The organism is Sulfitobacter marinus, assembly GCF_900116285.1.
Taxonomy (GTDB): Bacteria; Pseudomonadota; Alphaproteobacteria; order Rhodobacterales; family Rhodobacteraceae; genus Sulfitobacter; species Sulfitobacter marinus.
On record NZ_FPAJ01000003.1, the window covers coordinates 152414 to 178375 of the forward strand.

A 25962-nucleotide genomic window follows, 5' to 3' on the forward strand; every position below is an offset into this window, starting at 1 on the left:
TCAAAAGTCGTGTTTACGGATGTTTTTAAGCATCTTTTGCAACGTGCTCACAAAGGCGCGTTTTTCTGCCGCGCCAACACCCGCGAACATCGCCTGATAGGCGTCGGACATATGCGGCCAAAGCCGCTCGAATGCTGCGCGACCATCGTCGGTCAGGAAAATTCGGGTGGCCCTGCTGTCATCAGGATCGGGCTGGCGCCGTACCAACCCGTTTTGCGCCAATGAATCCAAGCCCCGGCTAAGGGTTGATTGCTGCACAACCGCAAATACCGCAAGCTCACGGATCAAAATGCCGTCATGCACGGACAGCACCGCAAGCGACCGCATCTGCGGGGTGGTCAGGCCAAGCTTGGCCATTTCTTCCTGCATGGCCGCATTGTAGCGGCCCATGATCCGGTTCATCAGATAGGGTGCAAACTGATCCAGACCGATCTCGGCCAAGGTTGGATCAGTGTGTTTTGCAGGTCTGTCTTTGGTGTCCATTCAAGGGCCCTTTCCCGCGCTCCGGCCAGAGGGCCGGGCCGAAGGTGATGTATATGTTAACCTTTTGGAACAAGCGCGAGCGCCCGGATCGGGCTACCTGTGCCATGTTCGATCTTGAGCGGGGCGGCGATCAGAACGGCCCCTTTGGCGGGCAGCTTGTCAAGATTGGCAAGCGAGGCGAGGCCAAAGCAATTATCGCGGTGTAGCAAGTTATGCGCAGGGTATGGTGGTTCCATCCCGCCCGCCTGCCCCGCATCGGTACCGATACATTGCGTGCCCCATCCGACAATCCCCTTTGACAACAGATACTCAATGCAATCAGGCGTCGGGCCGGGGCTGTGCGGGCCAGTATCATCGGCGTTCAGAAACTTTTCGGCGTCGTGCACCCGCTTGTCCCAATCGGTGCGCATCACGACCCATTCGCCTTTGCCGATCGCCCCATATTCAGCTTCCCATGCTTTCACACCATCGGCGGTCAGCAGGAAATCCTCATTCTCGGCCGATTGGGCGGCGCAATCGATGACATTAACGGGGGCGACCAAGCGTTGCACATCCAGTGTATCGGTATAGCCGTCCTCGTAATCCTTGCCAGTAATCCAATGGTGCGGCGCGTCGAAATGTGTGCCGGAATGCTCGCCCAGCTTCAGCCAGTTCCACGCGAAAAACGGGCCGTCGCTGTCGTATTCGCTGATCTTGTGAATTTCGATCTTGGGCGTGTTCTTGGCGAAGTCTTCAGGCAGCTGTAAAAGCGGCGTATCGGGGCCAAGACTGCTGGAACAGTCGATCACCTCGACACCGCCGCTGGCCAACATCATTGCAAGGTTCGTCAGAGTTTCTGCGCCGCTCATCATCATATCTCCCGTGGTTATGCTGTTGCACTGTTGTTGATAAAGGATGCTACGTAGCGTTATATGCATTTGCAATAAAATTAGCGTGCTAATGATTTTACCCAATAAACAGAGGGTCTTATGCCTGACCGCGGTTATTTTCTTTATCATTCCATCGGGCAATACCCCGGTAAATCACATGATATGGCCACCGCTTTGGCCGGGTTTTCAGATGTCTGGGGCACGCCAGATGACAGCCAATGGCCATCTGTTTTAACCAAAAGACAAGAGTTCCTGACCCTATGGCGCGATCTGATAGACGCCCCCGACGATACCCTGACCAGCGCCGAAAATGTCACCACGGCGCTATTTTCGATCCTTGGCGGCCTGCCCGCCGGCCAGTTGCGCGGCAAGCGGGTGTTGATCGGGGCAGATTGCTTTCCCTCGCTGCATTTTTTGCTGAACGGGCTGGCGGATCGCATGGGTTTCACCCTGCACACCGTGCCGATACGCGACGGCGCATTTTGGGTGACGGATGATGATTTGCTAGATGCTTGGGGTGCGGATGTTGGTCTGGCTTTGCTGACCTTTGTAACCTCGACCAGTTCGCACCGCTGTGATCTGAAGCGTCTGATCGCCCATGGGCGACAGGTGGGTTCGCTGATCGGGGTGGATTTGACCCAAGGGATCGGGATCATCCCGTTTTCGCTCAACGATTATGCCGCAGATTTCGTCGTCTCGAGCAGTTTAAAATGGCTGTGTGGCACTTCGGGCGCGGGCATCATCCAGATGCGTAGTGATCTGATCGAACAGACTACACCCGAGCTGCGCGGCTGGTTTTCGCAGGATAACCCGTTTTCGTGGGATTTGAACGGTTTTGACTACGCCCCCGATGCACGGCGGTTTGATCATGGCACACCATCGGTTTTGGCCTGTTTAGGGTCTATTCCGGCGCTGCGGTGGCATGCGGGGCAGACTGATCTGTTGGTCCATAACCGCGCGCTGACCGATCTGATTATCAAGGCCGCGGATGATGTCAGTCTCACCCTTGCCACCCCTCGGGATGAGGGTCAGCGCGGCGGGTCTGTTATGGTGCAACTGCCGCAAAAAATTGACGCGCAGGCCCTGGTTGGGACGTTGCGCGCGCAGAATATCCACGTCGATTGTCGCGGCCAAATTCTGCGTCTGTCGCCGGGTGCGATTACGTCAGTGACCCATGTTGAGGGCCTGTTTCATGCGCTGAATGCGGTGATCTAAAGTGCGTTAAAGAACCGCTGCATCCTGTCCATCGCATCGGTCAGCACGTCGATTTCCGCGCAGCCAAAGCACACGCGCAAATGCCCCTCGCCCGCGTCCCCGTAAAAGCTGCCTGCCTCGACAACAACGCCGGTTTCCTCCAGCAAACGGTCCGCACAGGTCTGCGCGCTTAGGCCCGTCGCGGCGATGTTGGGAAAGGCATAAATCGTGCCTTCGACGGGCGCACAGGTGACGCCGGGCATCTGGTTCAAGCGTCCAACCACCAGATCACGTCGGGCGCGATCCCGCGCGACCATGCCCGCCAGAACAGACGCGTCCCCCGTGACAGCAGCAAGCGCGCCGTGCTGGATAAACGTGTTCACATGGGTGACCTCGTTCGTGGTGATTTTCATTAACGGACCCATCAAAGCCGCGTCTGCCACCACATAGCCCAGCCGCCAGCCGTCCATGGCATAGGCTTTGGTAAAGGCGAACATCGAAATCGTGCGTTCCTTCATACCCGGCAAGGACGCGATCGAGATATGCGTTTCGCCATAGATGATCTCTTCATAAACCTCGTCCGAGATTACCAAAAGATCGTGTTCCTGTGCAAGATCGGCGATGATTTGCAGCTCTGCGCGGGTATAGACACGGCCCGTTGGATTACACGGATTGATCAAGGCGATCACACGGGTCGACGGGGTGATATGCGGCTCTATCAAGGCGCGATTGATCGAAAACCCGTTTCTTGCATCCAAAGGGGCGATGGTAACTTTGGCCCCGGCCAGTTCGGCCTTGCCGATATGCTGCGGGTAGTAGGGTGCCAGCAAAAGTGCCTCGTCGCCGTCATCCAGAAACGCCATGAACGCGGCAAAGGACCCTTGGGTCAAACCGTTGGTGATCAACACATTGTCGGCTGCGACGTCCAATTTGTTCTGGTTCCGCAGCTTTTCCGCCAGCGCGCTGCGCAGTTCGGGCAGCCCTTGCAGATCGGAATAATGCACGTCCCCGGCTTGCAGCGAAGCAATCGTCGCGTCCTTGATATGCTGGGGGGTATCTTCGGCGGGCATGCCCAGTTCCAGATGGATCAAATCCCCCGACATCCCCACCGCTTTGGCGAACATCCCAAAGTTTTTCGGGCTGGTGTCGGTGATCCGGCGGGCGGGGCGAATGGGCATCTGGCTCTCCTTGCATGATATACATGCGTTTGCACCTATTTTGATAACGCGGTCTGTAATCAAAAGCCAAGCTTAAAGGACGCGGGGGATTGCAGCACGCCAGAACGAAAAACGCCGCCCCGACAAATGTCGGAGCGGCGTAATCTTGGGCGGTTGGCCCGCATTTAGTAGCGGTAGTGTTCCGGCTTGAACGGGCCTTCGGGCTTAACGCCGATATAGGCCGCTTGTTCGCTGCTGAGCTGTGTCAGCTTCACGCCGATGCGGTCCAGATGCAGGCGGGCGACTTTCTCGTCCAGATGCTTGGGCAGGATGTACACGTCGTTTTTGTACTGACCATTGTTTTCCCACAATTCGATCTGCGCCAAAACCTGATTGGTAAAGGACGCGGACATCACGAAGGACGGATGACCGGTGGCGTTACCAAGGTTCAGCAAACGGCCCTCGGAGAGCAAGATCAAACGGTTGCCCGAAGGCATCTCGATCATGTCGACCTGTTCTTTGATGTTGGTCCATTTGTGGTTCTTCAGCGCGGCGACCTGAATTTCGTTATCAAAGTGACCGATGTTGCCAACGATCGCCATGTCCTTCATCTCGCGCATATGCTCGATCCGGATCACGTCTTTGTTGCCAGTGGTGGTGATAAAGATGTCAGCGGTGGCCAACACGTCTTCCAACAGCACAACCTCGAAACCGTCCATCGCGGCCTGCAGCGCGCAAATGGGGTCGGCTTCGGTGACTTTGACCCGTGCGCCAGCGCCAGCCAGCGACGCCGCCGACCCTTTGCCAACATCACCATAGCCGCAAACCACAGCGACCTTACCGGCCATCATGGTGTCTGTGGCGCGGCGAATGCCGTCGACCAGCGATTCCTTGCAGCCGTATTTGTTGTCGAATTTCGACTTGGTCACGCTGTCGTTTACATTGATCGCTGGGAAGGGCAGTTGGCCTTGTTTCACCAGATCGTACAGGCGGTGAACGCCGGTTGTTGTTTCCTCGGACACGCCTTTGATCTGGTCGCGCATCTTGGTGAACCAACCGGGGGTGGCTTCCATGCGTTTTTTGATCTGCGCCTTGATCGCGACTTCTTCTTCGGATGTCGGCACGGCGATCACGTCTTCGCCTGCTTCGGCGCGGGCACCCAACAGAATATAGAGCGTCGCGTCGCCGCCATCGTCGAGGATCAGGTTCGGGCCTTCAGGGAACATAAAGGATTTATCAAGGTAATCCCAATGCTCTTCCAGCGATTGGCCTTTGATCGCGAAAACGGGTGTACCGCTCTCGGCGATTGCAGCCGCAGCGTGATCCTGGGTCGAAAAGATGTTGCAGGACGCCCAGCGCACATCGGCACCCAGAGCGACCAGAGTTTCAATCAAAACGGCGGTCTGGATCGTCATGTGCAACGACCCGACGATGCGCGAACCGGCCAGCGGTTTGCTTTCACCATATTCAGCACGCAGCGCCATCAGGCCCGGCATTTCAGTTTCGGCGATATCAAGTTCCTTGCGGCCATACGCGGCAAGGCTAATGTCTTTAACGATATAATCGTTGGCCATTTGGCATCCCTTTTCAAAAGATCGGATATTCGCAACGCGCGTAGCACTTAACGGCAGGAACCTCAACGATTGATGGGAAAGCTGGCGTACCAGCGCTAGTTTGCATCGATGCCGCGTGGATTTACGGTTCCATGATCGCGGGCTTCGTGGGAAGAACAATGCGGCACACAGAAACGGAGAACAGATATGGCGCAGCAGCCCCGCGCGTGGCAACGCATGCTTTCGGGTCGCAGGCTGGACCTGCTGGACCCCACCCCGGTCGATATTGAGATCGAAGATATCGCGCATGGGCTGGCCTTTGTGGCGCGTTGGAATGGCCAGACCCACGGCGATTACGCCTATTCCGTTGCAGAACATTCCCTGTTGGTTGAAACGTTGTTTGCGCGGTTAAACCCCAAGGCCCCTGCGAAATGGAAACTGGCCGCGCTTTTGCACGACGCGCCGGAATATGTGATCGGTGATATGATTTCACCGGTCAAAGCCGCGGTTGGACCTGGCTATGGCGCGTTGGACGAAAGGTTAACGGCAGCAATTCACATACGGTTTGGCCTGCCTGCGGCGATCCCCAAAACGGTCAAGCAGCAGATCAAAAAGGCCGACAGGATCAGCGCCTGGATGGAGGCGACCCAAATCGCGGGATTTGCGGAGGCCGAAGCCACACGGTTTTTCGGCAAGCCCGATACCAGCATTACCCAAGACCTGGCAATCGTGCTGCGCCCGCCGGTTGAAACCCGCAATGATTTCACCGTCCGTCACACGGCCCTGCTATCGGAGATGTTATGATCAATGTAAGACGCGCCAGCGCACTGGACGCCGCAAGTATGGCGCAACTGCTAAATGAAATTATCGAAATTGGCGGCACCACGGCGATGACCCGGCCAGTCACCGGCGATGATCTAAAAGAGCGGATGGCATCAAACCCGGATCAAAGCGCGTGGCATGTTGCCTTGGATAGCGATGAAAAGGTCGTCGGGTTTCAATGGATCAGTCCCCATACCGAATTACCTGCCGAGGCCTGCGATATCGCGACATTTGTGCAGGTCGGGCGGACGGGGCTTGGCATCGGGTCAAGGCTGTTTAACGCCACATCTGACGCGGCAAAGCAGCTGGGATATGTCTGGATCAACGCAACCATCCGCGCAGATAACACGGGCGGGCTGACATATTACCAAAGCCGCGGGTTTCGTGATTGGCATTATGACGAAGGGGTCACGCTTGCCTCAGGCTTGGTCGTGGACAAGATCAGCAAGCGCTACGACATTTAACCCCTAACGCGGGCTTCTTTTGGCGAGGATACGCTGCAATGTACGGCGGTGCATGTTCAGGCGGCGCGCGGTTTCTGACACGTTGCGATCACACAGCTCATAGACTCGCTGAATATGCTCCCACTTCACGCGGTCCGCGCTCATCGGGTTTTCGGGGGGCGGTGGCAAATCATCACCGGTCGCCAGCAAGGCGTTGGTGATGTCATTCGCATCCGCAGGTTTTGACAGGTAATCGGTCGCCCCGATTTTGACGGCAGCCACAGCTGTTGCAATTGCGCCGTATCCCGTCAGCACGACAACCCGCGTATCGGGGCGCCGTGCGCGCAACACTTCGACGACATCCAGACCATTGCCGTCTTCCAGACGCAGATCGATCACGGCATAGGCAGGCGGACGCGCGGTTGCGATGGCCCGGCCAGCGGCAACAGACCCGGCAGTTTCAACGGAAAACCCGCGCTTTTCCATCGCCTTGGCCAGACGACGCAGAAACGGTTCGTCGTCATCCACCAAAAGCAACGTAGGATCTTCGCCTAGATCAAGCGCGTTATTCTCAGCCATTTAATGCCTCGCAATCATCGGTTTCGCCGTCACACTACCAAGCAGCTATGTAGTGCCGCCCAATTTATGTCAACTTTTCACTGATTTTCGATGAAACAGCCAATCTTGTCGGCCATTTGATCGGGCGTAACATCGCGCCTAAAGAAATCCACGAACCCTTCACCGGGCATCACGAGATAGCTAAAGGTAGAGTGGTCAACGAGATAGAATTCATCGGTTGTGTCATGGGCTTTGTAATAGGTGCGATACGCTTCGCTTGCGGCTTTTACCTGTTCCGGCGATCCGGTCAGCCCGATCATTTTGGGGTGCATATTATCGGCAAACTCACCCACAACTTCGGGTGTGTCCCGCAGCGGATCAATCGAGATAAAGACCGGAGTCACGGACATACCGCGTTCTTCCAGCACATCGATGGCGCTTGCGTTGCGTGCAACATCAAGGGGGCACACATCGGGGCAGAACGTATAGCCAAAATACAGCAGGCTCGGCTCTGTGATTACATCCGCATCGGTCACTGTCTGACCTGCGGCATTCACCAGCTCGAACGGGCCGCCCAATTCATCACCACCCGCAACAGCAGAGCCTTTGCATTGCGCGTATTTATCGTCGGTGCCATCATTTTGCCCCATAACATAGGTAAGAGCCAGTCCGCAGATCACCACGATGGCAGCGCTGACAGCAATTATCTTGTTCATCTTCATTCTCCCATGCCGAACGGCACTCTTGATCACTGGTTAAAGCAGACCTACGCTTCTTATCTATCTATGCAATGGGCTATCTTGAAAAGGCGCGCCAATGACGCAGGCTACAATCCAGCCCTTGGGGGACCGCACCCGCGCGAATTGGATCAGACTACGCACCATGATCGTACTGCGGTGGGTTGCCATTGCAGGCCAGCTTACGGCGATTACTGTAGCGGATCGGTTGTTCGGGCTCCAACTTGAACTGGGTCTGTGCTATTTTGCCATTGGCGTTTCGGTCGTTGGCAATTTGATCGCGATCTTTGTCTTCCCCGAAAACAAACGGCTTTCAGAATATGAAAACCTGTCGATGGTTCTGTTCGACCTGCTTCAGCTGGGGTTCTTGTTGTTCCTGACAGGCGGCTTGCACAATCCGTTTTGCTTGCTGCTGTTGGGGCCGGTCACGATCTCGGCCACGACGCTTAGCCTTAGGTCGACGGTGATCTTGTGCTGCACGGCGATTGGCCTTGCCAGCCTGTTGGCTGTTTATCACTTTCCGCTGAGCACTAAAAACGGCGGCGTATTGATGATGCCCGGCATTTTTGTATTCGGCCACTGGACGGCGCTTGTGATCTCGATCTTGTTTTCGACCGCCTATTCCCGGCGGGTGACGACCGAAATCCATTCGATGTCAGACGCATTGGTGGCCACACAAATGGCGCTGGCACGTGAACAAAAGCTGACCGATCTGGGAGGTGTGGTGGCCGCCGCCGCCCATGAGCTGGGCACGCCCTTGGCCACGATCAAACTGGTCAGCGCGGAACTGCTGGACGAATTGAAGGACAGCCCGGAACTGGCAGCTGATGCAGCCTTGATCCGCAATCAGGCTGACCGGTGCCGCGATATTCTGCGCGATATGGGCCGTGCCGGCAAAGACGATCTGCATCTGCGGCAGGCCCCGCTTAGCGCGGTCATCGAAGAGGCCGCAGAGCCCCATATGTCCCGCGGCAAAACCATCGAATTTTCCTTTGGCCAAGAAGGCGATGTGGCGTCTCATCAACCGTCAATTCTGCGTAAACCAGAGATCATCCACGGTCTGCGCAATTTGATACAAAACGCCGTCGATTTCGCGGAGAGCACCGTTTGGGTCAAGGCGCACTGGACCCAGACGCAGATTTCGATACGCATTTTTGACGACGGCAAGGGGTTTCCCCCACATCTGCTTGGCCGCATTGGCGACCCATTGATGCGCAGACGCCGGTCCCAAGGCAGCACACCCCAGCGCCCCGAATACGAGGGGATGGGCCTGGGACTGTTCATCGCGAAAACCTTGCTGGAACGCTCTGGCGCAGAGCTGCACTTTGCCAATGGATCGGACCGGGGGTCGCGGACAGACCAACCCCGCTTGGGTGCCGTGGTCGAGGTTGTCTGGCCACGCAGCAAAATTGATGCCGTAGACGGTGAAGCCGCTGTCCCGATCGGCGAAAATGTTCCCATCACCACCTAAGGGTGCAGTCACAATCACAACACCACTCAAGCGATTAACGAAACGTTAATCTCTAGGCTCCTACATTTCCGTAAACCGTGAGGAGTTTGGGCAGATGCCGCCCGTTGATATCTTTTTAACCTTTTGCGTCGCGACCGTTTGCGGTGCCATTGCGTTTGCTTGGCTGAACAGCCCAAATCAACGACGCGCGCCCAGCCGAACGGCGACGACAACCGAACAGGTTTATCTTTTTGATCAGGGGATCTTGCAACATGCGTCTGAGGCCGCCCAAAGTCTGATCCCGCTTGAGGCTGGCTTTCACGAATGGGACGACCTGCGCGAAAAGATCGTAGACCGGTTTACCCTATTTCCCAAACAACCCAAGCTGTACGGCACCGGCAGCATGACCCTTGATGCGATCGACATGAACGGACCAACCCAGATCAACATCAGTTGGAACAACGGGCTAAGCTGGGTCCAGTTCCTGAGCCTTAAAGACGATCAACAGCCGGAAGCACTTGAAAGCCGGATCGTATCGCATGGCCTAACCTCCAGCCTGACCATACCGGTCTGGCAGGTGTGTACAGATGGTGCATTGCTCTGGTGGAACCCCGCCTATGAGGCGCTGCATGCACGCGTCTTTCCAGACCTTCCGATCGAAGAAACACTGATTTTCCCGCCCGAGTTCGAAGCAACCTGCCAGCGCGTTTCCCTGCGCGACGTATCAACCGGCAAAAAGGAATGGTTTAACGTCAGTTATCGCGAGGTTGATGGCGTGCTGAATTATCAAGCCATCTGCATCAGCAACCTTGTCCATGCCGAAGAGGCCCAGCGCAATTTTGTGCAGACCATGACCAAGACATTCGCGCAATTGTCGATTGGACTGGCGATTTTTAACCGGGACGGGCAGCTGGCGTTGTTCAACCCGGCACTGGTCGATCTGACCGGCCTCCCGGCTCAGTTTTTAAGCACCAGACCTGCCCTGCAAACCTTCTTTGACCGCCTGCGTGAAACCCGCAAAATGCCCGAACCAAAGAACTATGCCGATTGGCGCACTGCAATTTCTGAACTGGTAAACTCGGCGAAGGATGGCAGATATGACGACACGTGGTCGCTGGATTCAGGTCAAACCTTTCGGGTAAAGGGCCGCCCACACCCCGATGGGGCCACCGCCCTGCTGATCGAAGACATCACCGCAGAGGTCAGCCTGACACGTCATTTCCGGGCCGAGCTTGAACTGGGGCAATCCATTTTCGACACGCTGGATGACGGCATCGCGGTGTTTTCCGGCACTGGCGTTCTGACCTTCTCGAACAAGGCATACCAAAGCCTTTGGAAGGTTGACCCCGACACCAGCTTTGCCGATGTAACGATCCATGATGCCATTCAGGATTGGAAGCGAAAGGCCACGGACAACCCCATGTGGCCAGAGATTGAAGCCTTTGTGCGCAGCTTTGTGGACCGCAAAACCTGGAGCATTCCTGTCTATCTGACTGACGGAACCCATATGACATGCTTGATTTCGCCCATTGTTGCGGGCGCGACGCTTATTAGATTCCGCATCATCAAGCGGTCTGACATCCGCGGCAGACTTACGTCACCCCCAGATATGTCGCGCGACGTTTAAGCTCCGCTTTCGCCTTGCGGCGCACCTGCCCCGCCAAGTAGCTTGGGCGCATGTCTGACCACAGTCTTTCCCTTGATCTGCATAACGCAGAAGAAACCAGCCAAGCCGCGCGCGCCCTTGGTGCTGGGTTGACGGCTGGCGACACCATTTTGCTAACCGGTGACGTGGGGGCTGGCAAAACCCATTTCGCAAGGTCCTTGATCCAATCCCTGCTCACCACGCCCGAGGACGTGCCATCCCCCACCTTCACGCTGGTGCAAACCTATGACACCTCGGCGGGGACCATTTGGCACGCGGATTTATACCGCCTGACATCTACTTTCGAGATTGAGGAACTCGGCCTGTCCGACGCATTTCAAGATGCGATTTGTTTGGTTGAATGGCCCGATAGATTGGGAGATTTGAAACCTAAGGACGCGCTAGAAATAGCGCTAGAAACGACGGGCGATGACAGCCGAATCCTAACCGCATCGTGGGACGGCGATAAATGGGGACCAAAATTGAAAAGCTGGCGCAGATGATGGACCGCATCGCAGCATCACAAGAGTTCGTCAAAGCCGCTGGTTGGGGAACGGCCCGAAAATCCCTGCTGGCCGGAGATGCATCAAACCGCCGCTATGACCGCCTGACCGCATCGGACGGCAGCACGGCGGTTTTCATGGATGCGCCGCCAAACAAAGGCGAAGAAGTCAGCCCCTTTGTGCGCATCGCCAAGTACTTGATCCAAAACGGGCTAAGCGCCCCGCGCATTTTGGCGCAAGACCCTGAAAACGGCTTCTTGCTGATTGAGGATCTGGGCGATGACCTATTTGCGCGGTTGATGATTCAGCAGCCGGACATGTGCCGCCCTCTCTACACCGCCGCCACCGATATGCTGGTGAGCTTGCATAAGGCAGAACCGCTGGAATTGCCGATCTGCGATTCCGATTGGCTGGTTCGCATGACCGATCTGGTTTTTGACCTCTACGCGAATAATGGCGCGGGTTTCGCCCGTTTTGATCGGTTGTTCCGGCCCATGGCGCGGCTGCTTGATCACACGCCCCGCGTCGTGATCCTGCGCGATTTCCATGCTGAAAACCTGCTGTGGCTGCCCGAACGCAAAGGTATCGCGCGTGTAGGTGTTCTTGATTTCCAAGACGCGCTGCTGGGGCATCCGGCCTATGATCTGGTGTCGATCCTCCAAGACGCCCGCCGCGATGTTGCCCCTGAAATCGAGGCCGAGATGATCGCCCGTTACATTGCCAACACCCGCACAGATGCCAACGATTTCCAGGCCGCATATGCCCTTCTTGGCACCCAACGAAACCTTCGCATTCTGGGGATCTTCGCGCGGCTTTGCCTGCGCGACGGCAAAGCGCATTATGTGGATTTCATCCCCCGCGTTTGGGGCTATCTGCAACGCAATCTTAAACACCCCAACCTTGCCGAACTGGCGCAGTTTTTAACTGAAACCCTGCCCTATCCCAGCCCCGATTTCCTTGAGGATTTGAAAGCACGATGCGCGACACACCCAAATCCGTGATGATGTTCGCCGCGGGCTTTGGCACGCGGATGAGACATCTGACCCAAGATCAGCCCAAGCCGATGATCAAGGTCGCCGGTCGGCCGCTGATCGATCACGCGCTTGATCTGGCGAACGCGATTGCCCCGGATCGCATCGTCGCGAACCTGCATTACAAACCCGAGCCGCTGCTGGCGCATCTTAAGGGCCGCAACGTCCGGACCATCGTTGAGACGCCAGATATCCTTGAAACCGGCGGCGGGTTGCGCAATGCCTTACCGTTGCTGGGAACGGGGTCGGTTTTCACCATGAACACCGATGCGATCTGGGCGGGTCCGAACCCGTTGACGATGCTGCAGGACGTCTGGAACCCCGACATCATGGATGCCCTGCTGATCGGCATCCCCCCTGCGCAGGCCGTGGGTCATTCCGGCAAGGGCGACTTTGTCATGGGCCAATGCGGGCAGCTGACCCGTGGCCCCGGCGTGATCTATGGCGGCGTGCAAATCATCAAAACCGACTTGTTAAAGACTATTCCTGACCGCGCATTTTCCCTGAACCTGCTGTGGGACAAGATGCTGACGATGGGCCGCATCTACGGGGTGCGCTATACTGGGAAATGGTGCGACGTGGGCCACCCCGAGGGGATCACCCTTGCGGAAAACATGCTAAGGGGTGCCCATGTTTGACCATTCTGACACGCCGCGCATCTTTGGCCTCGCCCCCGGCGTGGATTTCCCCCAAGAGCTGCTGAACGGTCTGCTGGACCGGCTAAAGGAGCATCCGCCGCAGGCCATCGCGCGCATTGATCTGATCGTGAACACCCGTCGTATGCAGCGCCGGCTGCGTGGTTTTTTTGATACTGGCCCCGCCAGCCTGCTGCCCCGCATCCACATGATCGACAACCTTGATACCTTGTCATCCGGAGTGGCCCTACCCCGCCCCAGCCCCGCGTTGCGGCGGCGGCTTGAGTTGATCACGCTGGTATCAAAACTGCTGGATCAAGCGCCCGATCTCGCCCCCCGCGCGTCGCTTTATGATCTGTCCGACAGTCTGGCCGGTTTGATCGACGAAATGCAGGGCGAAGGTGTCCCGGTCGAGGCGATCACCAATCTGGATGTCAGCGATCAGTCAGGCCATTGGGAACGCGCCAAGCAGTTTCTGGACATCGCGCATCGTTATTTGGGGGAAAGCGTAACACGCCCCGACCCACGTGCGCGCCAACGTCAGGTTGCGGCACAGCTGATTGCAAGCTGGCAGGATAATCCGCCCCAGCACCCGATTATCGTTGCGGGATCAACCGGTTCACGTGGCACATCGGCACTGTTGATGCAGGCGGTTTCGCGACTACCACAGGGTGCTATCATCCTGCCCGGTTTTGATTTTGACATGCCCGGCAACGTCTGGACAGATCTGGGCGAGGATCAGGAAAAACTGTCGCAAGATCATCCGCAATACCGGTTCCGCGATATGCTGCGCGCGCTTGATATGTCGCACAGAAATGTCGCCGCCTGGACGGATCAACCGCCCCCATCGCCCGAGTGTAACGCATTGGTATCATTGTCATTGCGCCCTGCCCCCGTGACCCATGTGTGGCTGACCGAAGGGCCGAAACTGCCCGATCTTAACCGCGCGACCCAAGGGTTAACCCTTATACAGGCCCCAACCCCCCGCGCCGAGGCATTGGCCATTGCGATGCGTCTGCGCCAAGCCGTGGAAGACGGGCAAACCGCAGCGTTAATCACGCCGGACCGGATGTTGTCGCGGCAAGTCACGTCGGCGTTGGACCGCTGGAATATCCTACCCGATGACAGCGCCGGATCGCCCCTGCACCTGTCGCCCCCCGGCCGTTTCCTGCGCCACATCGCCGATCTGTTCTTGCGCAAACTGGATTCAGAGGCGCTGTTAACCATCCTAAAACATCCGCTGACCCACAGTGGCGGCGACCGGAACCTGCATCAGCTCAACACACAAAGGCTAGAGCTTCAGTTGCGGAGCGACGGCCTGCCCTATCCCGACGCCGAAGGCATCCTGCGGTTGGCGCGAAAATCCGTGGCACGATCAAAGCAGCCCGATCAGATGGACGCTTGGGCCACTTGGGTCGGCGAAAATTTCACCGATCTTGAGATCGCTGGCGACCTGCCGCTCGAAACTTGGGTCGCGCAACATCTAAGTCAGGCGAAAGCCATCGCAGACGGCTCGAACCCCATATCGGACAGCCTGTTATGGCAGCATACAGCGGGTCAACAGGCCGACAAAGTCATGACCAATCTGGTTCAAAACGCACAGTACGGTAGCGACATGTCTGCGTCGGACTATGCCGATCTGGCCGATGCCTTGCTGCAAAACGGCGAAATCCGCGACCGCGACGCCCCCCACCCCCATGTGATGATCTGGGGCACGATGGAAGCCCGCGTCCAAGGGGCCGAGCTGATCATTATGGGCGGGCTGAACGACAGCACCTGGCCCGAGGCACCACCGCCCGATCCGTGGCTGAACCGTCAAATGCGCCTTAAAGCGGGATTGCTGTTGCCGGAACGGCGCATCGGCCTGTCTGCCCATGATTATCAGCAATCCATCGCCGCGCCCGAGGTCTGCCTGACCCGCGCCATCCGGTCGGACGAGGCTGAAACCGTGCCATCGCGCTGGCTGAACCGGCTTGGAAATTTGCTGAACGGATTGCCCGATCAGGGTGGCAATACCGCGTGGGACGCGATGATCAAACGTGGCGATCACTGGCTTGAACAGGCGCGCGCCTTGGAAACGGTGACGCGGGTCGCCCCTGCCACGCGCCCCTCGCCCCGGCCACCACGGGCCGCACGGCCACACGCACTTTCGGTGACCGAAATCAAACGCCTGATCCGCGACCCCTATGCGGTTTACGCCAAGCACAGCCTGAAACTGCGCGCGCTGAACCCGCTGGTCCAATCGCCCGACGCCCCTGTGCGCGGCATTATCGTGCACGAGATCATGGAACAGTTCATCAAATCGGTGTCTGCAAACCCCGAAAACCTTACGAAATCCTACTTGTTAGAGACTGCTTCGCGAGTTCTGGAGGCCGAAGCCCCCTGGCCTGCCGCCCGTGTTATGTGGCTGACCAAAATCGAACGCATCGCGGATTGGTTCATTGAGAACGAGGCCAAGCGCCAAAGCTATTCCAGCCCCGCCGCCTTTGAAAAGGCCGCAAAAGGCAGCCACAGCTTTGCCGATCTTGGATTTACCCTGACAGGATTTGCCGACCGGATCGACCGGACGGATGATGGCGACATCCTGATCTATGACTATAAAACCGGCGCGCCGCCCAGCAAGGCCGAACAAAAAGCCTTTGATAAGCAACTACTTCTTGAGGCTGCGATGGTCGAGGAAGGCGGTTTCAAACAGATCGGGCCCGCCCCAGTGGCCAATGCCGCCTATATTGGGCTGGGCAGCAACCCGGTCGAGCTTTCCGCCCCGCTAGAAGAAGAGCCCCCGCACGAGGTTTTGGCCAAACTGCATGCGTTGATGACCAGCTATCTGTCCGACGATCAGGGTTTCACGTCCCGCCGCATGGTGAAAACCACCGATTTCGAAGGTGACTATGATCAGCTTGCCCGCTTTGGCGAATGGGATGGTACGAATGACCCCGTGCCGGAGGATCTGACATGACCGCGCATTTCGATGATGCAACCCGCGCGCAAATCGACGCCGCCCGGCCGGACGCGTCCACATGGTTGGGGGCGAATGCCGGCTCTGGCAAAACGCGTGTTTTGACCGACCGTGTCGCGCGTCTGCTGCTGAACGGGGTCGAACCACAGCATATTTTGTGCCTGACCTACACCAAGGCCGCCGCGTCAGAGATGCAGAACCGGTTGTTCAAACGTCTGGGCGCCTGGGCGATGCTTAAGGATAATGACCTGCGCGGTTCCTTGGCTGAACTGGGTGTCACCGACGCATTTACCCCCGAAAAACTGCGCATGGCGCGCACATTATTTGCCCGCGCGATTGAAACGCCCGGCGGGCTCAAAATTCAAACGATCCACTCATTCTGTGCATCCCTACTGCGGCGTTTCCCGCTTGAGGCAGGGGTAAGCCCGCAATTCACCGAAATCGAAGACCGCGCTGCCGATCTGCTACGAGCCGAGATTGTCGATAAAATGGTCGAGAGCGATGACGGGCAGTACGTGGTCGCCCTTGCCCGACATTACACTGGCGAAGGTTTCAGCAAACTGACCCGCGCCATCGTTGGCGAACGCGAAGGGTTCGAAACGCCTTTGGCATGGGCTGACGCGCTTGCGTTGTTCGATCAACCCGCCGATCTGACAGAAGACAGCATCGCCGCGTCGGTTTTTCTGGGGTCCGAGCGCAGCATCATCGACGAGATGATCAGCGTCATGAAAGACAAAGGCGTCACCGATCAGAAAAACGCCGACAAGCTGCGGTCGATTGGCGCGTTTGATATTACTGCGCTGCCCGTCCTCGAAGGGGTGTTTCTGACAGGTGGGTCCGCCGCGTCCCCCTTTAGCGCAAAGATTGGCAGCGTGCCCACCAAGGCCTCGCAAAAAGCATTGTCACATATCATGTCGCAGGTTGATGATCTGATGGCGCGGGTGGAAAGCGCCCGCAACGCGCGGCTGTCGCTGAAAGCGGCGCAACGATCCTTTGTTTTGCATCAATTCGCCCACGCGTTCCTGAAACGCTATGCACTTGAAAAGCAAAAACGCGGCTGGCTGGATTTTGATGATTTGATCCTGAAAGCGCGCGCTTTGCTAACCAACCCCGCCGTTGCCGCGTGGGTTCTGTACCGTATCGACGGCGGCATCGACCATATTCTGGTGGACGAGGCACAAGACACCAGCCCGCGCCAATGGGACGTGATTGAACGGCTCACGGATGAATTTTACAGCGGCGATGGTGCCAACGAGGGTGACGCGCGCACCCTGTTCGTCGTGGGTGACAAAAAACAGTCGATTTATTCGTTCCAAGGGGCCGATCCACGCGAATTTGACCACAAACAAACCCTGTTCGAGGGCAAGATCACCGATGCCGGGCAGGTTTTCCAACGCCGCAGTCTGGATTATTCGTTCCGGTCGTCCTCCGCGATTTTGCAGCTGGTCGATACCAGCTTTACCCCCCATGCCAGCGCCGGGTTTGCCGCAGATAGCAAACATATCGCGTTCAAATCCGCCCTGCCCGGCCGCGTTGATCTGTGGCCCTTGGTCGAGAAGTCGGAAGAACCGGATGATCGCGAGTGGTCCGATCCTGTCGATCAGCAATCAGATCACCATCATACCGTGGTACTGGCCGATAAAATTGCCGCGCAGATCAAGATGTTGACCGAGGGCGAACATTATATCCCGGTTGGCGCAGATGTACCCGGCGGGTTGGCGCGGCGGCGCATTCGGTCGGGTGATTTTCTGATCCTGGTCCAGCGGCGCAGCGCCCTGTTTTCCGAGATTATTCGCGCCTGCAAGACCGCTGGCTTGCCCATCGCGGGCGCAGATCGTCTGAAAGTTGGGGCCGAGCTTGCCGTCAAGGATCTGGCGGCGCTGCTGTCCTTTCTGGCCACGCCAGAAGACAGCCTGTCGCTGGCCACTGCACTGAAATCGCCACTCTTCGGGTGGACCGAACAAATGCTGTTCAAGCTGTCGCATTACAGGACCGAAGATCACCTGTGGCAAGCGTTGCGCGACAACCCAGATTACCCCGAAACCGTCGAAATCCTGCGCGATCTACGCGATAAGGTCGATTTCCTGCGGCCCTATGACCTGATCGAACGCATTCTGACCCGCCATGAAGGTCGCCGTAAGCTGCTCGCACGATTGGGGCCTGAGGCTGAAGACGGCATTAACGCGATGCTGGCCCAAGCGCTGTCTTATGAACGCGGCGCGATCCCCAGTTTGACCGGGTTTTTGGTGTGGATGCAAACCGATGACCTTGAGATCAAACGCCAGATCGACAACGCGTCGGACCAGATCAGGGTGATGACAGTGCATGGCGCCAAGGGGCTTGAGGCGCCGATCGTGATCCTGCCCGACACCGGCAAGCGCAATCTGGTGATCCGCGACGAGATCATCAAAATGGGCGACACACCGGTTTGGAAAATGTCCGATACCGATATGCCGGCCGCCATGCGCGATGCATTGGACGCGCGCAAGGATCGTGAACGCGACGAACGTCTGCGGCTGCTTTATGTCGCGATGACAAGGGCGGAAAAATGGCTAATTGTGGCGGCCGCCGGTGACCTGCCCAAAGATGACAGCAGCTGGTATCAAATGATCGGTGCCGCCATGGGCCAGGCCGGTGCCACCCCCGTCGGAGAAACCGGCAAGCTGCGGTTTCAATACGGTGATTGGGATGGGCTGCCCATTCGGGATCACAAGGCCGATACGCAAAATACCCCAGTGTTAGAGCCTGTTTTCCAGAATAAACTGACCGAAATTCCTCATCGGCCTGAAACCAAATCTCCTTCGGATCTTGGCGGTGCAAAGGCGTTGCCCGGAGAAGACGGCATGACCGAAGACGAGGCCAAAGCCTATGGCACGCTCGTTCATAAACTGCTTGAGACCATGCCCGCCTTGCCCACTGACAGCTGGGACGATCAGTTGCGCAGCATCAGCGACGGCTACGATCCGACCATCGCCAACAGCGCATTGCAAGAAGCCATCGGCGTGATGACCAACGCGGAAATGGAACACATCTTTGCCCCCGACGCATTGCTTGAGGTGCCGATTACCGCGCAGATCAGCAGATGGCGCATTCACGGCACGATCGACCGCTTGCTGGTGTCGGATACAGACGTCTTGGCGGTTGATTTCAAAACAAACCGCGTTGTGCCGACCACCCCTGCCGCCTGCCCCGACGGGATTTTACGTCAGATGGGTGCTTATGCCGCGGCACTGGCGCAGGTATTTCCAAACCACCGTATTCGCACGGCAATTTTATGGACGCGGGGCGCTAACCTGATGGAACTGCCCGACGATCTGATCACAAATGCCTTGTCCCGCGCTGCCGATCTTGACGAAGGCACAGAGGCTACATAGGTTCCCATTCTAATCATTCCTTGTAGGAGAGCATCATGGCCACGGTCGCAGTCACAGACTCAACATTCGACGCTGAAGTTAAAAATTCCGATATCCCCGTAGTGGTGGATTTCTGGGCAGAATGGTGCGGTCCCTGCAAGCAAATCGGACCGTCCCTGGAAGAACTTTCCGCAGAAATGGACGGCAAGGTAAAAATCGTCAAAGTAAACGTTGACGAAAACCCCAACAGCCCAGCGCAAATGGGTGTTCGCGGCATCCCTGCCCTGTTCATTTTCAAAGGCGGCGAAGTCGTTTCCAACCTGTCTGGCGCACGTCCAAAGGGCCAAATTCAAAGCTGGATCGAAGAGTCGATCTGAGCTGAACCTACGTAAGTTTGCCAAGGGCGCGCCGGAAACGGGGCGCCCTTTGTGCATGGTCCTGCCAAGGCGCACCCAAACCCGCAAACAACTGCCGGTGCCAAGAGCCGCGCCCTTGCCCCGCGCGTTTACGGGGACCATATAGAATTCCAGAAAAGGAGACCGAGCATGTCTAGCCAAGAATTTCCCGGATGGCACGGAACAACGATCATCGGCGTCAAAAAAGACGGTGAAGTCGTCATTGCAGGCGACGGTCAGGTCAGTCTAGGCCAAACCGTGATCAAGGGCACCGCCCGCAAGGTCCGCAGGCTTAGCCCCGGTGGCTTTGACGTAGTTGCGGGCTTTGCCGGATCGACGGCAGACGCGTTTACCTTGCTGGAACGGCTGGAGGTCAAACTTGAGGCGACGCCAGGGCAATTGGCACGGGCAAGCGTTGAGCTCGCCAAGGATTGGCGCACCGACAAATACCTGCAAAAGCTTGAGGCCATGTTGATCGTCACCGACGGCACCGAGCTGTTGATTATCACTGGCGCTGGCGATGTGCTGGAACCCGAACATAACGTGGCCGCCATCGGATCTGGGGGCAACTACGCCTTGGCGGCGGCGCGCGGCATGATGGACAGCAGCCGTGATGCAGAAACCGTGGCCCGCGACGCGATGAAAATCGCGTCAGACATCTGCGTTTACACCAATGGCAACCTCACGGTGGAGAAAATCAAACCATGACCGATCTAACCCCCCGCGAAATCGTATCCGAGCTTGACCGGTTTATCATCGGCCAGAACGATGCGAAACGCGCCGTTGCCGTGGCCTTGCGCAACCGCTGGCGCCGCAAACAATTGGGCGATGACCTGCGCGAAGAAGTGTATCCCAAGAATATCCTGATGATCGGACCAACAGGCGTTGGTAAGACCGAGATCAGCCGCCGCTTGGCCAAACTGGCCCGCGCGCCGTTCCTCAAGGTTGAAGCCACCAAATTCACCGAAGTCGGCTATGTCGGGCGTGATGTTGAACAGATCATCCGCGATCTGGTGGACAGCGCCATCCTCATGACCCGCGATCACATGCGCGAAGATGTCAAAGCCAGCGCGCACAAAGCCGCCGAGGAACGCGTGATTGATGCCATCGCCGGTGAAGACGCCCGCGAAGGCACGCGCGAGATATTCCGCAAAAAGCTGAAAGCGGGCGATCTCGACGCCACAATGATTGATCTTGAGGTTACCGATACCTCTAGCCCGTTCCCGACAATGGATATCCCCGGCCAGCCCGGTGGTAGCATGGGCATGATGAACCTCGGCGATCTGTTTGGCAAAGCCATGGGCGGACGCAAAACCAAGAAACGTCTGTCGGTTGCCGAAAGCTATGAAATCCTGATCAGCGAAGAGGCCGACAAACTGCTGGATGATGAAACGGTTAACCGTGCAGCGATTGACGCTGTTGAGCAAAACGGCATCGTGTTTCTGGATGAAATCGACAAAGTTTGTGCGCGGTCTGACGCCCGTGGCGGCGATGTTTCGCGCGAAGGGGTCCAGCGTGATCTGTTGCCCCTGATCGAAGGCACGACCGTGTCCACAAAACATGGCCCGGTGAAAACCGACCACGTTCTGTTCATCGCGTCAGGCGCGTTTCACATCGCGAAACCGTCGGATTTGCTGCCTGAATTGCAGGGGCGTTTGCCGATCCGTGTTGAACTGCGCGCCCTGACCGAAGACGATTTCGTGCGCATCCTGACCGAAACCGACAATGCGCTGACGCTGCAATACACCGCGCTGATGGGTACCGAAGAAGTCGAGGTGACATTCACCGATGACGGCATCAAAGCACTGGCCAAGATCGCCGCTGATGTGAACCAATCGATTGAAAACATCGGTGCGCGTCGTCTGTACACGGTGATGGAGCGGGTGTTCGAGGAACTGTCCTTTAGCGCGCCGGATCGCAGCGGTGAAAAAATCACCGTGGATGGCGATTTTGTCGAAAAGAACCTGGGCGAGCTTGTCCGCTCCTCCGACCTGTCGCGCTACGTGCTTTAGGACTTTTCTTTCTGCCATGCGCCTGAGAATGATGGCGCATGGCATATTTTCAATTCATCCGCGCCAATTGGCTGTTTTTGTTGGCAGGTTTTCTGCTGACCTTTACGTCGTCCTATGGGCAAACCTACTTTATCTCGCTTTTCGCGGGCGAGATTAAGGGCAGTTTCGGCCTAAGCGATGGCCAATGGGGTGGCATCTATACCATCGGCACGACGCTTTCGGCGATCACGATGGTTTGGGCGGGCGTTCTGACGGATCGGTTTCGCGTCCGCCACTTGTCATTCTGGGTGATGATTGCGCTGGCCACGGCCTGTCTGGCGATGGCTGCTGTGCCAAACTGGATCGCGCTGATCTTTGTTATTTACGCGCTGCGGCTGACCGGGCAGGGGATGATGTCACAGCTGGGATCAGTCGCCATGGTCCGCTGGTTCGAGGCGACACGCGGCAAGGCGCTTTCGCTATCCTCGATGGGGTTTGCGGCGGGCCAAGCCATCTTACCCATTGTTTTCGTAGCACTTTTCGCTAGCTTTCATTGGCGTAGCCTGTGGGTGTTGGCCGCCGCCCTGATATTGATCACCATGCCGGTGATGCTGGCCCTGTTGCGCCAAGAACGCACCCCGCAATCCATGGCTGAAACCACGCAGGTGGCAGGGATGGACGGGCTGCATTGGACGCGTATGCAGATGATGCGCCACGGTTTGTTCTGGCTGATGATCCCGATGATTATCGGCCCGTCGTCATGGGGAACGGCATTGTTTTTCCAACAGGTCCACCTGACCGAGGTCAAAGGCTGGTCGCTGGTCAGTTTCGTCGCGCTGATGCCGCTTTATACCGTCACATCGGTGATTTCGATATTCGTATCGGGTTGGGCGGTTGACCGTTTCGGGGTGAACCGCGTGACGCCCGTGCAAATGCTGCCCTTTGCGGTGTCTTTTGCAGTTCTCGCCTTTGCGGACACGATTGCGATGGCAGGTGTTGGATTGATGATTTTTGGCGTCGGGCAGGGGATGCAGGCCACCGCGACTTCCGTGTTCTGGGCGGAATTTTACGGCACGCGCTATATCGGGTCGATCAAGGCGGTTGCCGCCGCGCTGATGGTTTTCGGATCGGCGGTTGGCCCCGGGGTCACGGGCCTGTTCATTGATCTAGGCGTGGATTTCCCCGAACAGATGATCCCGATTGCCATTTATTATGTGATTGCCGCCGCCATGGCGACGACGGGCGTCTTGAAATATCAAGGCAGGCTGGCCCGCGCTCAGCGTTGACGGCGCAGATAAACGTAATAGGCACCGCCGCCGCCGTGGCTGATATGGGCCTGACTGACTTGTAACACGGCGCTGGCCAGCGGCGGCATCGACAGCCATTGCGGCACCTGATGGCGCAAAACGCCGTGGCGCACCGGAATGGGCCCGCCTTCGTCGCGCATTTTACCTTTGCCGGTAATGACCAAGACCAAGCGTTTGCCGTTTTTATGCGCATTCAAAATGAACCGCGTCAGGGCAGGGTGCGCGCGATCCAACGTCATCCCATGCAGGTCGATCCGGCCTTCCGGGTTTAGCTTGCCACGTTTGAGTTTGGTAAACGCCTTGCTGTCCATTTGCACCGGCGATTTGCGGATTTGATCCGGCAGGGATGGCATCAAATCATGGGTGGAACGGCGCGGTTTCGGATTGGGTTTGCCCATTATAACGGAGGTCGTTTTATGGATCTGGGGGGGGCTGGGGGCAGGGCCGTCAATTTCGGCGCGAAACAACTGGTTCAGGTCCAGCTTTTCCGTCCGTTCCGTCACCTTTTGCCACAGCGAAAGATCATCTTTGTTCAATCGTTTGCGCGTCATAGCAGCGGTTCTGGCAGCAGGGCATAGGCGCGTTGGATCGGCATCAAAACAACCATCCGGCCCGGATCGCGCAGCTTGCCTGCTGCACGGCCGGCTTCTTCACCGGTGCCAAAGAAGATATCAGCACGTTGCGCGCCCTTGATCGCGGAGCCTGTGTCTTGGGCGACCATCAGACGGTTCAGCGGGGCTTCGCCTTTTTTCTCGATCCAGACGGGTGCGCCGAGCGGGATAAATTTCGGATCAACCGCAATGCTGCGCATGTCGGTGACCGACCGGTTCATCGCGCCAAGCGGGCCCTTGTCCGCCGGCACCTGGTTCACCTCGCGAAAGAAAACATAGGAGGGATTGTGATTGAGTAGATTACGCCCGCTCTTGGGGTTGCGGCGCACCCAGTTTTTGATGACCTCGGCGCTGACCTGATGCGCGTCGTAAACCCCGCGCCGCACCAGTTCGACACCAATAGACCGATAGGGATGGCCGTTTGCACCACGATATCCAACGCGGATGAATTCCCCGTTCGGCAGGCGGATGCGTCCAGACCCTTGAATTTGAAGGAAAAACAATTCAACCGGATCATCGACATATGCGATCTCCAGGCCGCGGCCTTTCATCACATCGGTATTCAGAATGTCCCGTCGTGACAGCCATCGGTTTTTCGCCTTTGCCTCTTTCGGCATGGCATAGACCGGATATTTAAACCGCGAGGACGGGGTAAGGTCGCCATCCAGTTCAGGTTCAAAATAGCCGGTGAACATCGCGTCCTGGCCATCTTCGATCATAACGGGGCGAAAGAACAGCTCAAAGAACTGACGCGGATCCGGGTTGGCCTCGGCAAAGCTGCACAGATTGCGCCAATCCACATCCTCCATATCGCGGCAGGTGTTCAGGAATGTCGCAAGGGCGGTGGCGTGGTCATCGGATTCCCATCCGTCCAACTGCCCGAAATCAATAATGGTATGCGTCACATCTGCGAAAGCGGGCGGCACCGTCAGGCCCGCCCAAAGAACAGTGCCCGCACAGGCACGAATTAACCGTCTGTAGAAACGAGCAACCAATTTGGATCATCCGAACCCATGACCCGCGCGAATACCCACGTGTCTTTTTGACGTATCACTTCAGTCGGGCTGCCCTCAACGACATTGCCCTCTTTGTCTTTCACGACCGACGTCATTTCCGCGACAAACTTGATGGTCAACTCTGCCTCGTTGGTGGCGTTGTCCATCGTCGCATTGTCCAGTTCCATTTCACGAATACCGATGAATTGGGATTCAACTGTCAGGCCTTGATCTTCGCGGGCCGCAACCCCGTCAACAAAGCTTTCGTAGATGTCTTCGGACAGGAACGGTTTGATTTCGTCGAGATTGGCATGCTCATAGCCCATCACGATCATCTCATAGGCGCCGCGCGCCCCGCCCAGAAAATCGCTCACACCAAAGGACGGCTCTACCCGTTTCATATCAGCCAGAGCAATCGCCGTGTCGGACCCTTCGGCCGCGTGATCGGTGATGTCCAGATCCGGGCCACCTTCGATCACTTCGAAAGCAGGGCCTGAGGATTTTTTGACAGGGCCATCCACCTCGGGTGTTTTTTCAAAACCTTCGCGTGTTCCCAGTGCATTTTTCAAACGCAAAATCAGGAATACCGCAATGCCGGCAAGCACCAGAAGCTGTATTAGGGGCGAATTCATAGGAACCTCTTGGTGAGAAACATGGAAACGTGGGTCTGTTGCCCTTATGTAGGGTGTGAACCGGGCCAAGTCCACTCTGGCCCTTATGAAAGGACCCGCGACATGTGGCTGTTTTTGGCATTTATTGCTGTACCTTTGATCGAAATTGCGTTGTTTATCCAAATAGGTGGGGCAATCGGCCTTGGCTGGACGCTGGCCATCGTCGTGGTGACCGCGCTGATCGGCACCTCGCTGATGCGCGCGCAAGGTGCCCTGGCGCTAAGCCAGCTCAGATCATCCTTGTCCGAGATTCGCGATCCGACCGAACCTTTGGTCAATGGGGCGATGATCCTGTTTGCCGGTGCTTTGCTCCTGACGCCGGGGTTTTTCACGGACGCGGTTGGCTTTGCGCTATTGGTGCCGGGTATTCGCGCCGTGCTATTTGGTGCGATCCGATCACGCGTCAACGTCAGCGGATCGGTGAATTTCAGCGGCGGGTTTGCCAACACGCGCAAACAACCGCACCGGCCAATGCAGGGTGACGTGATTGACGGCGAATACCACGAGCTGTCCGAAGATGAAAAAAGGGCCCAGCACCCGTCTGGTTGGACAAAGCATTGAGGGCCGCCCCTAGGTCTGATAAAGCCAGCCAAACGCATT

The 25962-nt window shown here is 57.2% G+C and carries 24 protein-coding genes; 15 read left to right on the forward strand and 9 right to left on the reverse strand.

Annotated features, from left to right (window positions below):
• On the reverse strand, positions 1 to 483 hold the full coding sequence (locus BM347_RS09610; protein WP_093916258.1) for a MarR family winged helix-turn-helix transcriptional regulator: 483 nt from the start codon (positions 481 to 483) through the stop codon (positions 1 to 3).
• A gap of 56 nt (positions 484 to 539) precedes the next feature.
• Positions 540 to 1337: a cyclase family protein gene (locus BM347_RS09615; protein ID WP_425442457.1), complete on the reverse strand. Its 798-nt coding sequence runs from the start codon at positions 1335 to 1337 to the stop codon at positions 540 to 542.
• Positions 1338 to 1451: 114 nt separating this feature from the next.
• Here BM347_RS09615 and BM347_RS09620 point away from each other — a divergent pair, with 114 nt between their 5' ends.
• Positions 1452 to 2567: an aminotransferase class V-fold PLP-dependent enzyme gene (locus tag BM347_RS09620; protein ID WP_093916259.1), complete on the forward strand. Its 1116-nt coding sequence runs from the start codon at positions 1452 to 1454 to the stop codon at positions 2565 to 2567.
• On the opposite strand, the gene BM347_RS09625 is transcribed toward BM347_RS09620, so the two are convergent.
• Positions 2564 to 3724 (reverse strand): pyridoxal phosphate-dependent aminotransferase, encoded by a 1161-nt coding sequence (locus BM347_RS09625; RefSeq protein ID WP_093916260.1) that lies wholly within the window; start codon positions 3722 to 3724, stop codon positions 2564 to 2566. The two genes, BM347_RS09620 and BM347_RS09625, sit on opposite strands and share 4 nt — an antisense overlap.
• A gap of 164 nt (positions 3725 to 3888) precedes the next feature.
• Complete coding sequence (ahcY, locus tag BM347_RS09630; protein ID WP_093916261.1) at positions 3889 to 5277, reverse strand: adenosylhomocysteinase; 1389 nt, start codon at positions 5275 to 5277, stop codon at positions 3889 to 3891.
• A gap of 186 nt (positions 5278 to 5463) precedes the next feature.
• On the opposite strand from ahcY, the gene BM347_RS09635 reads away from it, so the two are divergent.
• Together BM347_RS09635 and BM347_RS09640 are read left to right on the forward strand one after the other, a co-directional pair.
• Positions 5464 to 6060: an HD domain-containing protein gene (locus tag BM347_RS09635; protein WP_093916262.1), complete on the forward strand. Its 597-nt coding sequence runs from the start codon at positions 5464 to 5466 to the stop codon at positions 6058 to 6060.
• A complete protein-coding gene (locus BM347_RS09640; RefSeq protein ID WP_093916263.1) occupies positions 6057 to 6542 on the forward strand; it encodes a GNAT family N-acetyltransferase in 486 nt (161 codons plus the stop codon). The genes BM347_RS09635 and BM347_RS09640 overlap by 4 nt, the downstream gene beginning before the upstream one ends.
• Positions 6543 to 6545: 3 nt before the next feature.
• Here BM347_RS09640 and BM347_RS09645 read toward each other — a convergent pair whose 3' ends face one another.
• Together BM347_RS09645 and BM347_RS09650 are read right to left on the reverse strand one after the other, a co-directional pair.
• The gene (locus BM347_RS09645) at positions 6546 to 7100 is read right to left on the reverse strand and encodes an ActR/PrrA/RegA family redox response regulator transcription factor (RefSeq protein WP_093916264.1); all 555 of its coding nucleotides are present in this window, start codon (positions 7098 to 7100) and stop codon (positions 6546 to 6548) included.
• A 77-nt stretch (positions 7101 to 7177) separates the two neighbouring features.
• The gene (locus tag BM347_RS09650) at positions 7178 to 7795 is read right to left on the reverse strand and encodes an SCO family protein (RefSeq protein WP_093916602.1); all 618 of its coding nucleotides are present in this window, start codon (positions 7793 to 7795) and stop codon (positions 7178 to 7180) included.
• Between the two features lie 100 nt (positions 7796 to 7895).
• Between BM347_RS09650 and regB the strand changes: the two genes are divergently transcribed.
• The 11 genes from regB (at position 7896) to BM347_RS09705 (ending at position 23064) form a co-directional block, all read left to right on the forward strand.
• Positions 7896 to 9287 carry a sensor histidine kinase RegB gene (gene regB / locus BM347_RS09655; RefSeq protein WP_093916265.1) on the forward strand — a complete coding sequence of 464 codons (1392 nt, stop codon included), beginning with the start codon at positions 7896 to 7898 and terminating at the stop codon, positions 9285 to 9287.
• 94 nt (positions 9288 to 9381) lie between these two features.
• Positions 9382 to 10893: a PAS-domain containing protein gene (locus BM347_RS09660; RefSeq protein WP_093916266.1), complete on the forward strand. Its 1512-nt coding sequence runs from the start codon at positions 9382 to 9384 to the stop codon at positions 10891 to 10893.
• Between the two features lie 50 nt (positions 10894 to 10943).
• Entirely contained in the window at positions 10944 to 11414 is a 471-nt protein-coding gene (gene tsaE / locus BM347_RS09665) for a tRNA (adenosine(37)-N6)-threonylcarbamoyltransferase complex ATPase subunit type 1 TsaE (protein ID WP_093916267.1), read from the forward strand.
• Entirely contained in the window at positions 11411 to 12415 is a 1005-nt protein-coding gene (locus BM347_RS09670; protein WP_175498548.1) for an aminoglycoside phosphotransferase family protein, read from the forward strand. Before tsaE ends, BM347_RS09670 begins: the two co-directional genes overlap by 4 nt.
• The gene (locus BM347_RS09675) at positions 12391 to 13083 is read left to right on the forward strand and encodes a nucleotidyltransferase family protein (RefSeq protein ID WP_093916268.1); all 693 of its coding nucleotides are present in this window, start codon (positions 12391 to 12393) and stop codon (positions 13081 to 13083) included. Before BM347_RS09670 ends, BM347_RS09675 begins: the two co-directional genes overlap by 25 nt.
• Entirely contained in the window at positions 13076 to 16039 is a 2964-nt protein-coding gene (addB, locus tag BM347_RS09680) for a double-strand break repair protein AddB (RefSeq protein WP_093916269.1), read from the forward strand. Before BM347_RS09675 ends, addB begins: the two co-directional genes overlap by 8 nt.
• Positions 16036 to 19413, forward strand: coding sequence for a double-strand break repair helicase AddA (gene addA / locus BM347_RS09685; RefSeq protein ID WP_093916270.1), 3378 nt, complete (start codon positions 16036 to 16038; stop codon positions 19411 to 19413). Before addB ends, addA begins: the two co-directional genes overlap by 4 nt.
• A 35-nt stretch (positions 19414 to 19448) precedes the next feature.
• Positions 19449 to 19769, forward strand: a complete 321-nt coding sequence (gene trxA, locus BM347_RS09690) for a thioredoxin (protein WP_093916271.1) — start codon at positions 19449 to 19451, stop codon at positions 19767 to 19769.
• Positions 19770 to 19937: 168 nt separating this feature from the next.
• On the forward strand, positions 19938 to 20495 hold the full coding sequence (gene hslV, locus BM347_RS09695; protein WP_093916272.1) for an ATP-dependent protease subunit HslV: 558 nt from the start codon (positions 19938 to 19940) through the stop codon (positions 20493 to 20495).
• On the forward strand, positions 20492 to 21799 hold the full coding sequence (gene hslU / locus BM347_RS09700; RefSeq protein ID WP_093916273.1) for an ATP-dependent protease ATPase subunit HslU: 1308 nt from the start codon (positions 20492 to 20494) through the stop codon (positions 21797 to 21799). The genes hslV and hslU overlap by 4 nt, the downstream gene beginning before the upstream one ends.
• Positions 21800 to 21837: 38 nt before the next feature.
• Entirely contained in the window at positions 21838 to 23064 is a 1227-nt protein-coding gene (locus BM347_RS09705) for an MFS transporter (protein WP_093916274.1), read from the forward strand.
• On the opposite strand, the gene BM347_RS09710 is transcribed toward BM347_RS09705, so the two are convergent.
• The 3 genes from BM347_RS09710 to BM347_RS09720 all read right to left on the reverse strand — a co-directional run bounded on the left by BM347_RS09710 (position 23055) and on the right by BM347_RS09720 (position 25323).
• A complete protein-coding gene (locus tag BM347_RS09710; RefSeq protein ID WP_093916275.1) occupies positions 23055 to 23636 on the reverse strand; it encodes a Smr/MutS family protein in 582 nt (193 codons plus the stop codon). The genes BM347_RS09705 and BM347_RS09710 overlap by 10 nt on opposite strands.
• Positions 23633 to 24601, reverse strand: a complete 969-nt coding sequence (gene mltA, locus BM347_RS09715) for a murein transglycosylase A (protein ID WP_425442458.1) — start codon at positions 24599 to 24601, stop codon at positions 23633 to 23635. Before mltA ends, BM347_RS09710 begins: the two co-directional genes overlap by 4 nt.
• A 62-nt stretch (positions 24602 to 24663) precedes the next feature.
• Positions 24664 to 25323, reverse strand: coding sequence for a Tim44/TimA family putative adaptor protein (locus tag BM347_RS09720; RefSeq protein WP_093916276.1), 660 nt, complete (start codon positions 25321 to 25323; stop codon positions 24664 to 24666).
• A 102-nt stretch (positions 25324 to 25425) separates the two neighbouring features.
• Here BM347_RS09720 and BM347_RS09725 point away from each other — a divergent pair, with 102 nt between their 5' ends.
• Positions 25426 to 25923, forward strand: a complete 498-nt coding sequence (locus BM347_RS09725; RefSeq protein ID WP_093916277.1) for an FxsA family protein — start codon at positions 25426 to 25428, stop codon at positions 25921 to 25923.
• Positions 25924 to 25962 lie beyond the last annotated feature (39 nt).

Bases quoted from the DNA above. Each gene is read 5' to 3' on its own strand.
- BM347_RS09675 (WP_093916268.1), top strand. From the start codon at position 12,391: ATGCGCGACACACCCAAATCCGTGATGATGTTCGCCGCGGGCTTTGGC.
- addA (WP_093916270.1), top strand. From the start codon at position 16,036: ATGACCGCGCATTTCGATGATGCAACCCGCGCGCAAATCGACGCCGCC.
- BM347_RS09670 (WP_175498548.1), top strand. From the start codon at position 11,411: ATGATGGACCGCATCGCAGCATCACAAGAGTTCGTCAAAGCCGCTGGT.
- regB (WP_093916265.1), top strand. From the start codon at position 7,896: ATGACGCAGGCTACAATCCAGCCCTTGGGGGACCGCACCCGCGCGAAT.
- BM347_RS09720 (WP_093916276.1), bottom strand. From the start codon at position 25,323: ATGAATTCGCCCCTAATACAGCTTCTGGTGCTTGCCGGCATTGCGGTA.
- BM347_RS09705 (WP_093916274.1), top strand. From the start codon at position 21,838: ATGGCATATTTTCAATTCATCCGCGCCAATTGGCTGTTTTTGTTGGCA.
- hslU (WP_093916273.1), top strand. From the start codon at position 20,492: ATGACCGATCTAACCCCCCGCGAAATCGTATCCGAGCTTGACCGGTTT.
- addB (WP_093916269.1), top strand. From the start codon at position 13,076: ATGTTTGACCATTCTGACACGCCGCGCATCTTTGGCCTCGCCCCCGGC.
- BM347_RS09625 (WP_093916260.1), bottom strand. From the start codon at position 3,724: ATGCCCATTCGCCCCGCCCGCCGGATCACCGACACCAGCCCGAAAAAC.
- BM347_RS09645 (WP_093916264.1), bottom strand. From the start codon at position 7,100: ATGGCTGAGAATAACGCGCTTGATCTAGGCGAAGATCCTACGTTGCTT.
- BM347_RS09635 (WP_093916262.1), top strand. From the start codon at position 5,464: ATGGCGCAGCAGCCCCGCGCGTGGCAACGCATGCTTTCGGGTCGCAGG.
- BM347_RS09610 (WP_093916258.1), bottom strand. From the start codon at position 483: ATGGACACCAAAGACAGACCTGCAAAACACACTGATCCAACCTTGGCC.
- BM347_RS09660 (WP_093916266.1), top strand. From the start codon at position 9,382: ATGCCGCCCGTTGATATCTTTTTAACCTTTTGCGTCGCGACCGTTTGC.
- BM347_RS09640 (WP_093916263.1), top strand. From the start codon at position 6,057: ATGATCAATGTAAGACGCGCCAGCGCACTGGACGCCGCAAGTATGGCG.
- BM347_RS09615 (WP_425442457.1), bottom strand. From the start codon at position 1,337: ATGATGATGAGCGGCGCAGAAACTCTGACGAACCTTGCAATGATGTTG.
- BM347_RS09725 (WP_093916277.1), top strand. From the start codon at position 25,426: ATGTGGCTGTTTTTGGCATTTATTGCTGTACCTTTGATCGAAATTGCG.
- ahcY (WP_093916261.1), bottom strand. From the start codon at position 5,277: ATGGCCAACGATTATATCGTTAAAGACATTAGCCTTGCCGCGTATGGC.
- BM347_RS09620 (WP_093916259.1), top strand. From the start codon at position 1,452: ATGCCTGACCGCGGTTATTTTCTTTATCATTCCATCGGGCAATACCCC.
- BM347_RS09710 (WP_093916275.1), bottom strand. From the start codon at position 23,636: ATGACGCGCAAACGATTGAACAAAGATGATCTTTCGCTGTGGCAAAAG.
- trxA (WP_093916271.1), top strand. From the start codon at position 19,449: ATGGCCACGGTCGCAGTCACAGACTCAACATTCGACGCTGAAGTTAAA.
- BM347_RS09650 (WP_093916602.1), bottom strand. From the start codon at position 7,795: ATGAACAAGATAATTGCTGTCAGCGCTGCCATCGTGGTGATCTGCGGA.
- tsaE (WP_093916267.1), top strand. From the start codon at position 10,944: ATGTCTGACCACAGTCTTTCCCTTGATCTGCATAACGCAGAAGAAACC.
- hslV (WP_093916272.1), top strand. From the start codon at position 19,938: ATGTCTAGCCAAGAATTTCCCGGATGGCACGGAACAACGATCATCGGC.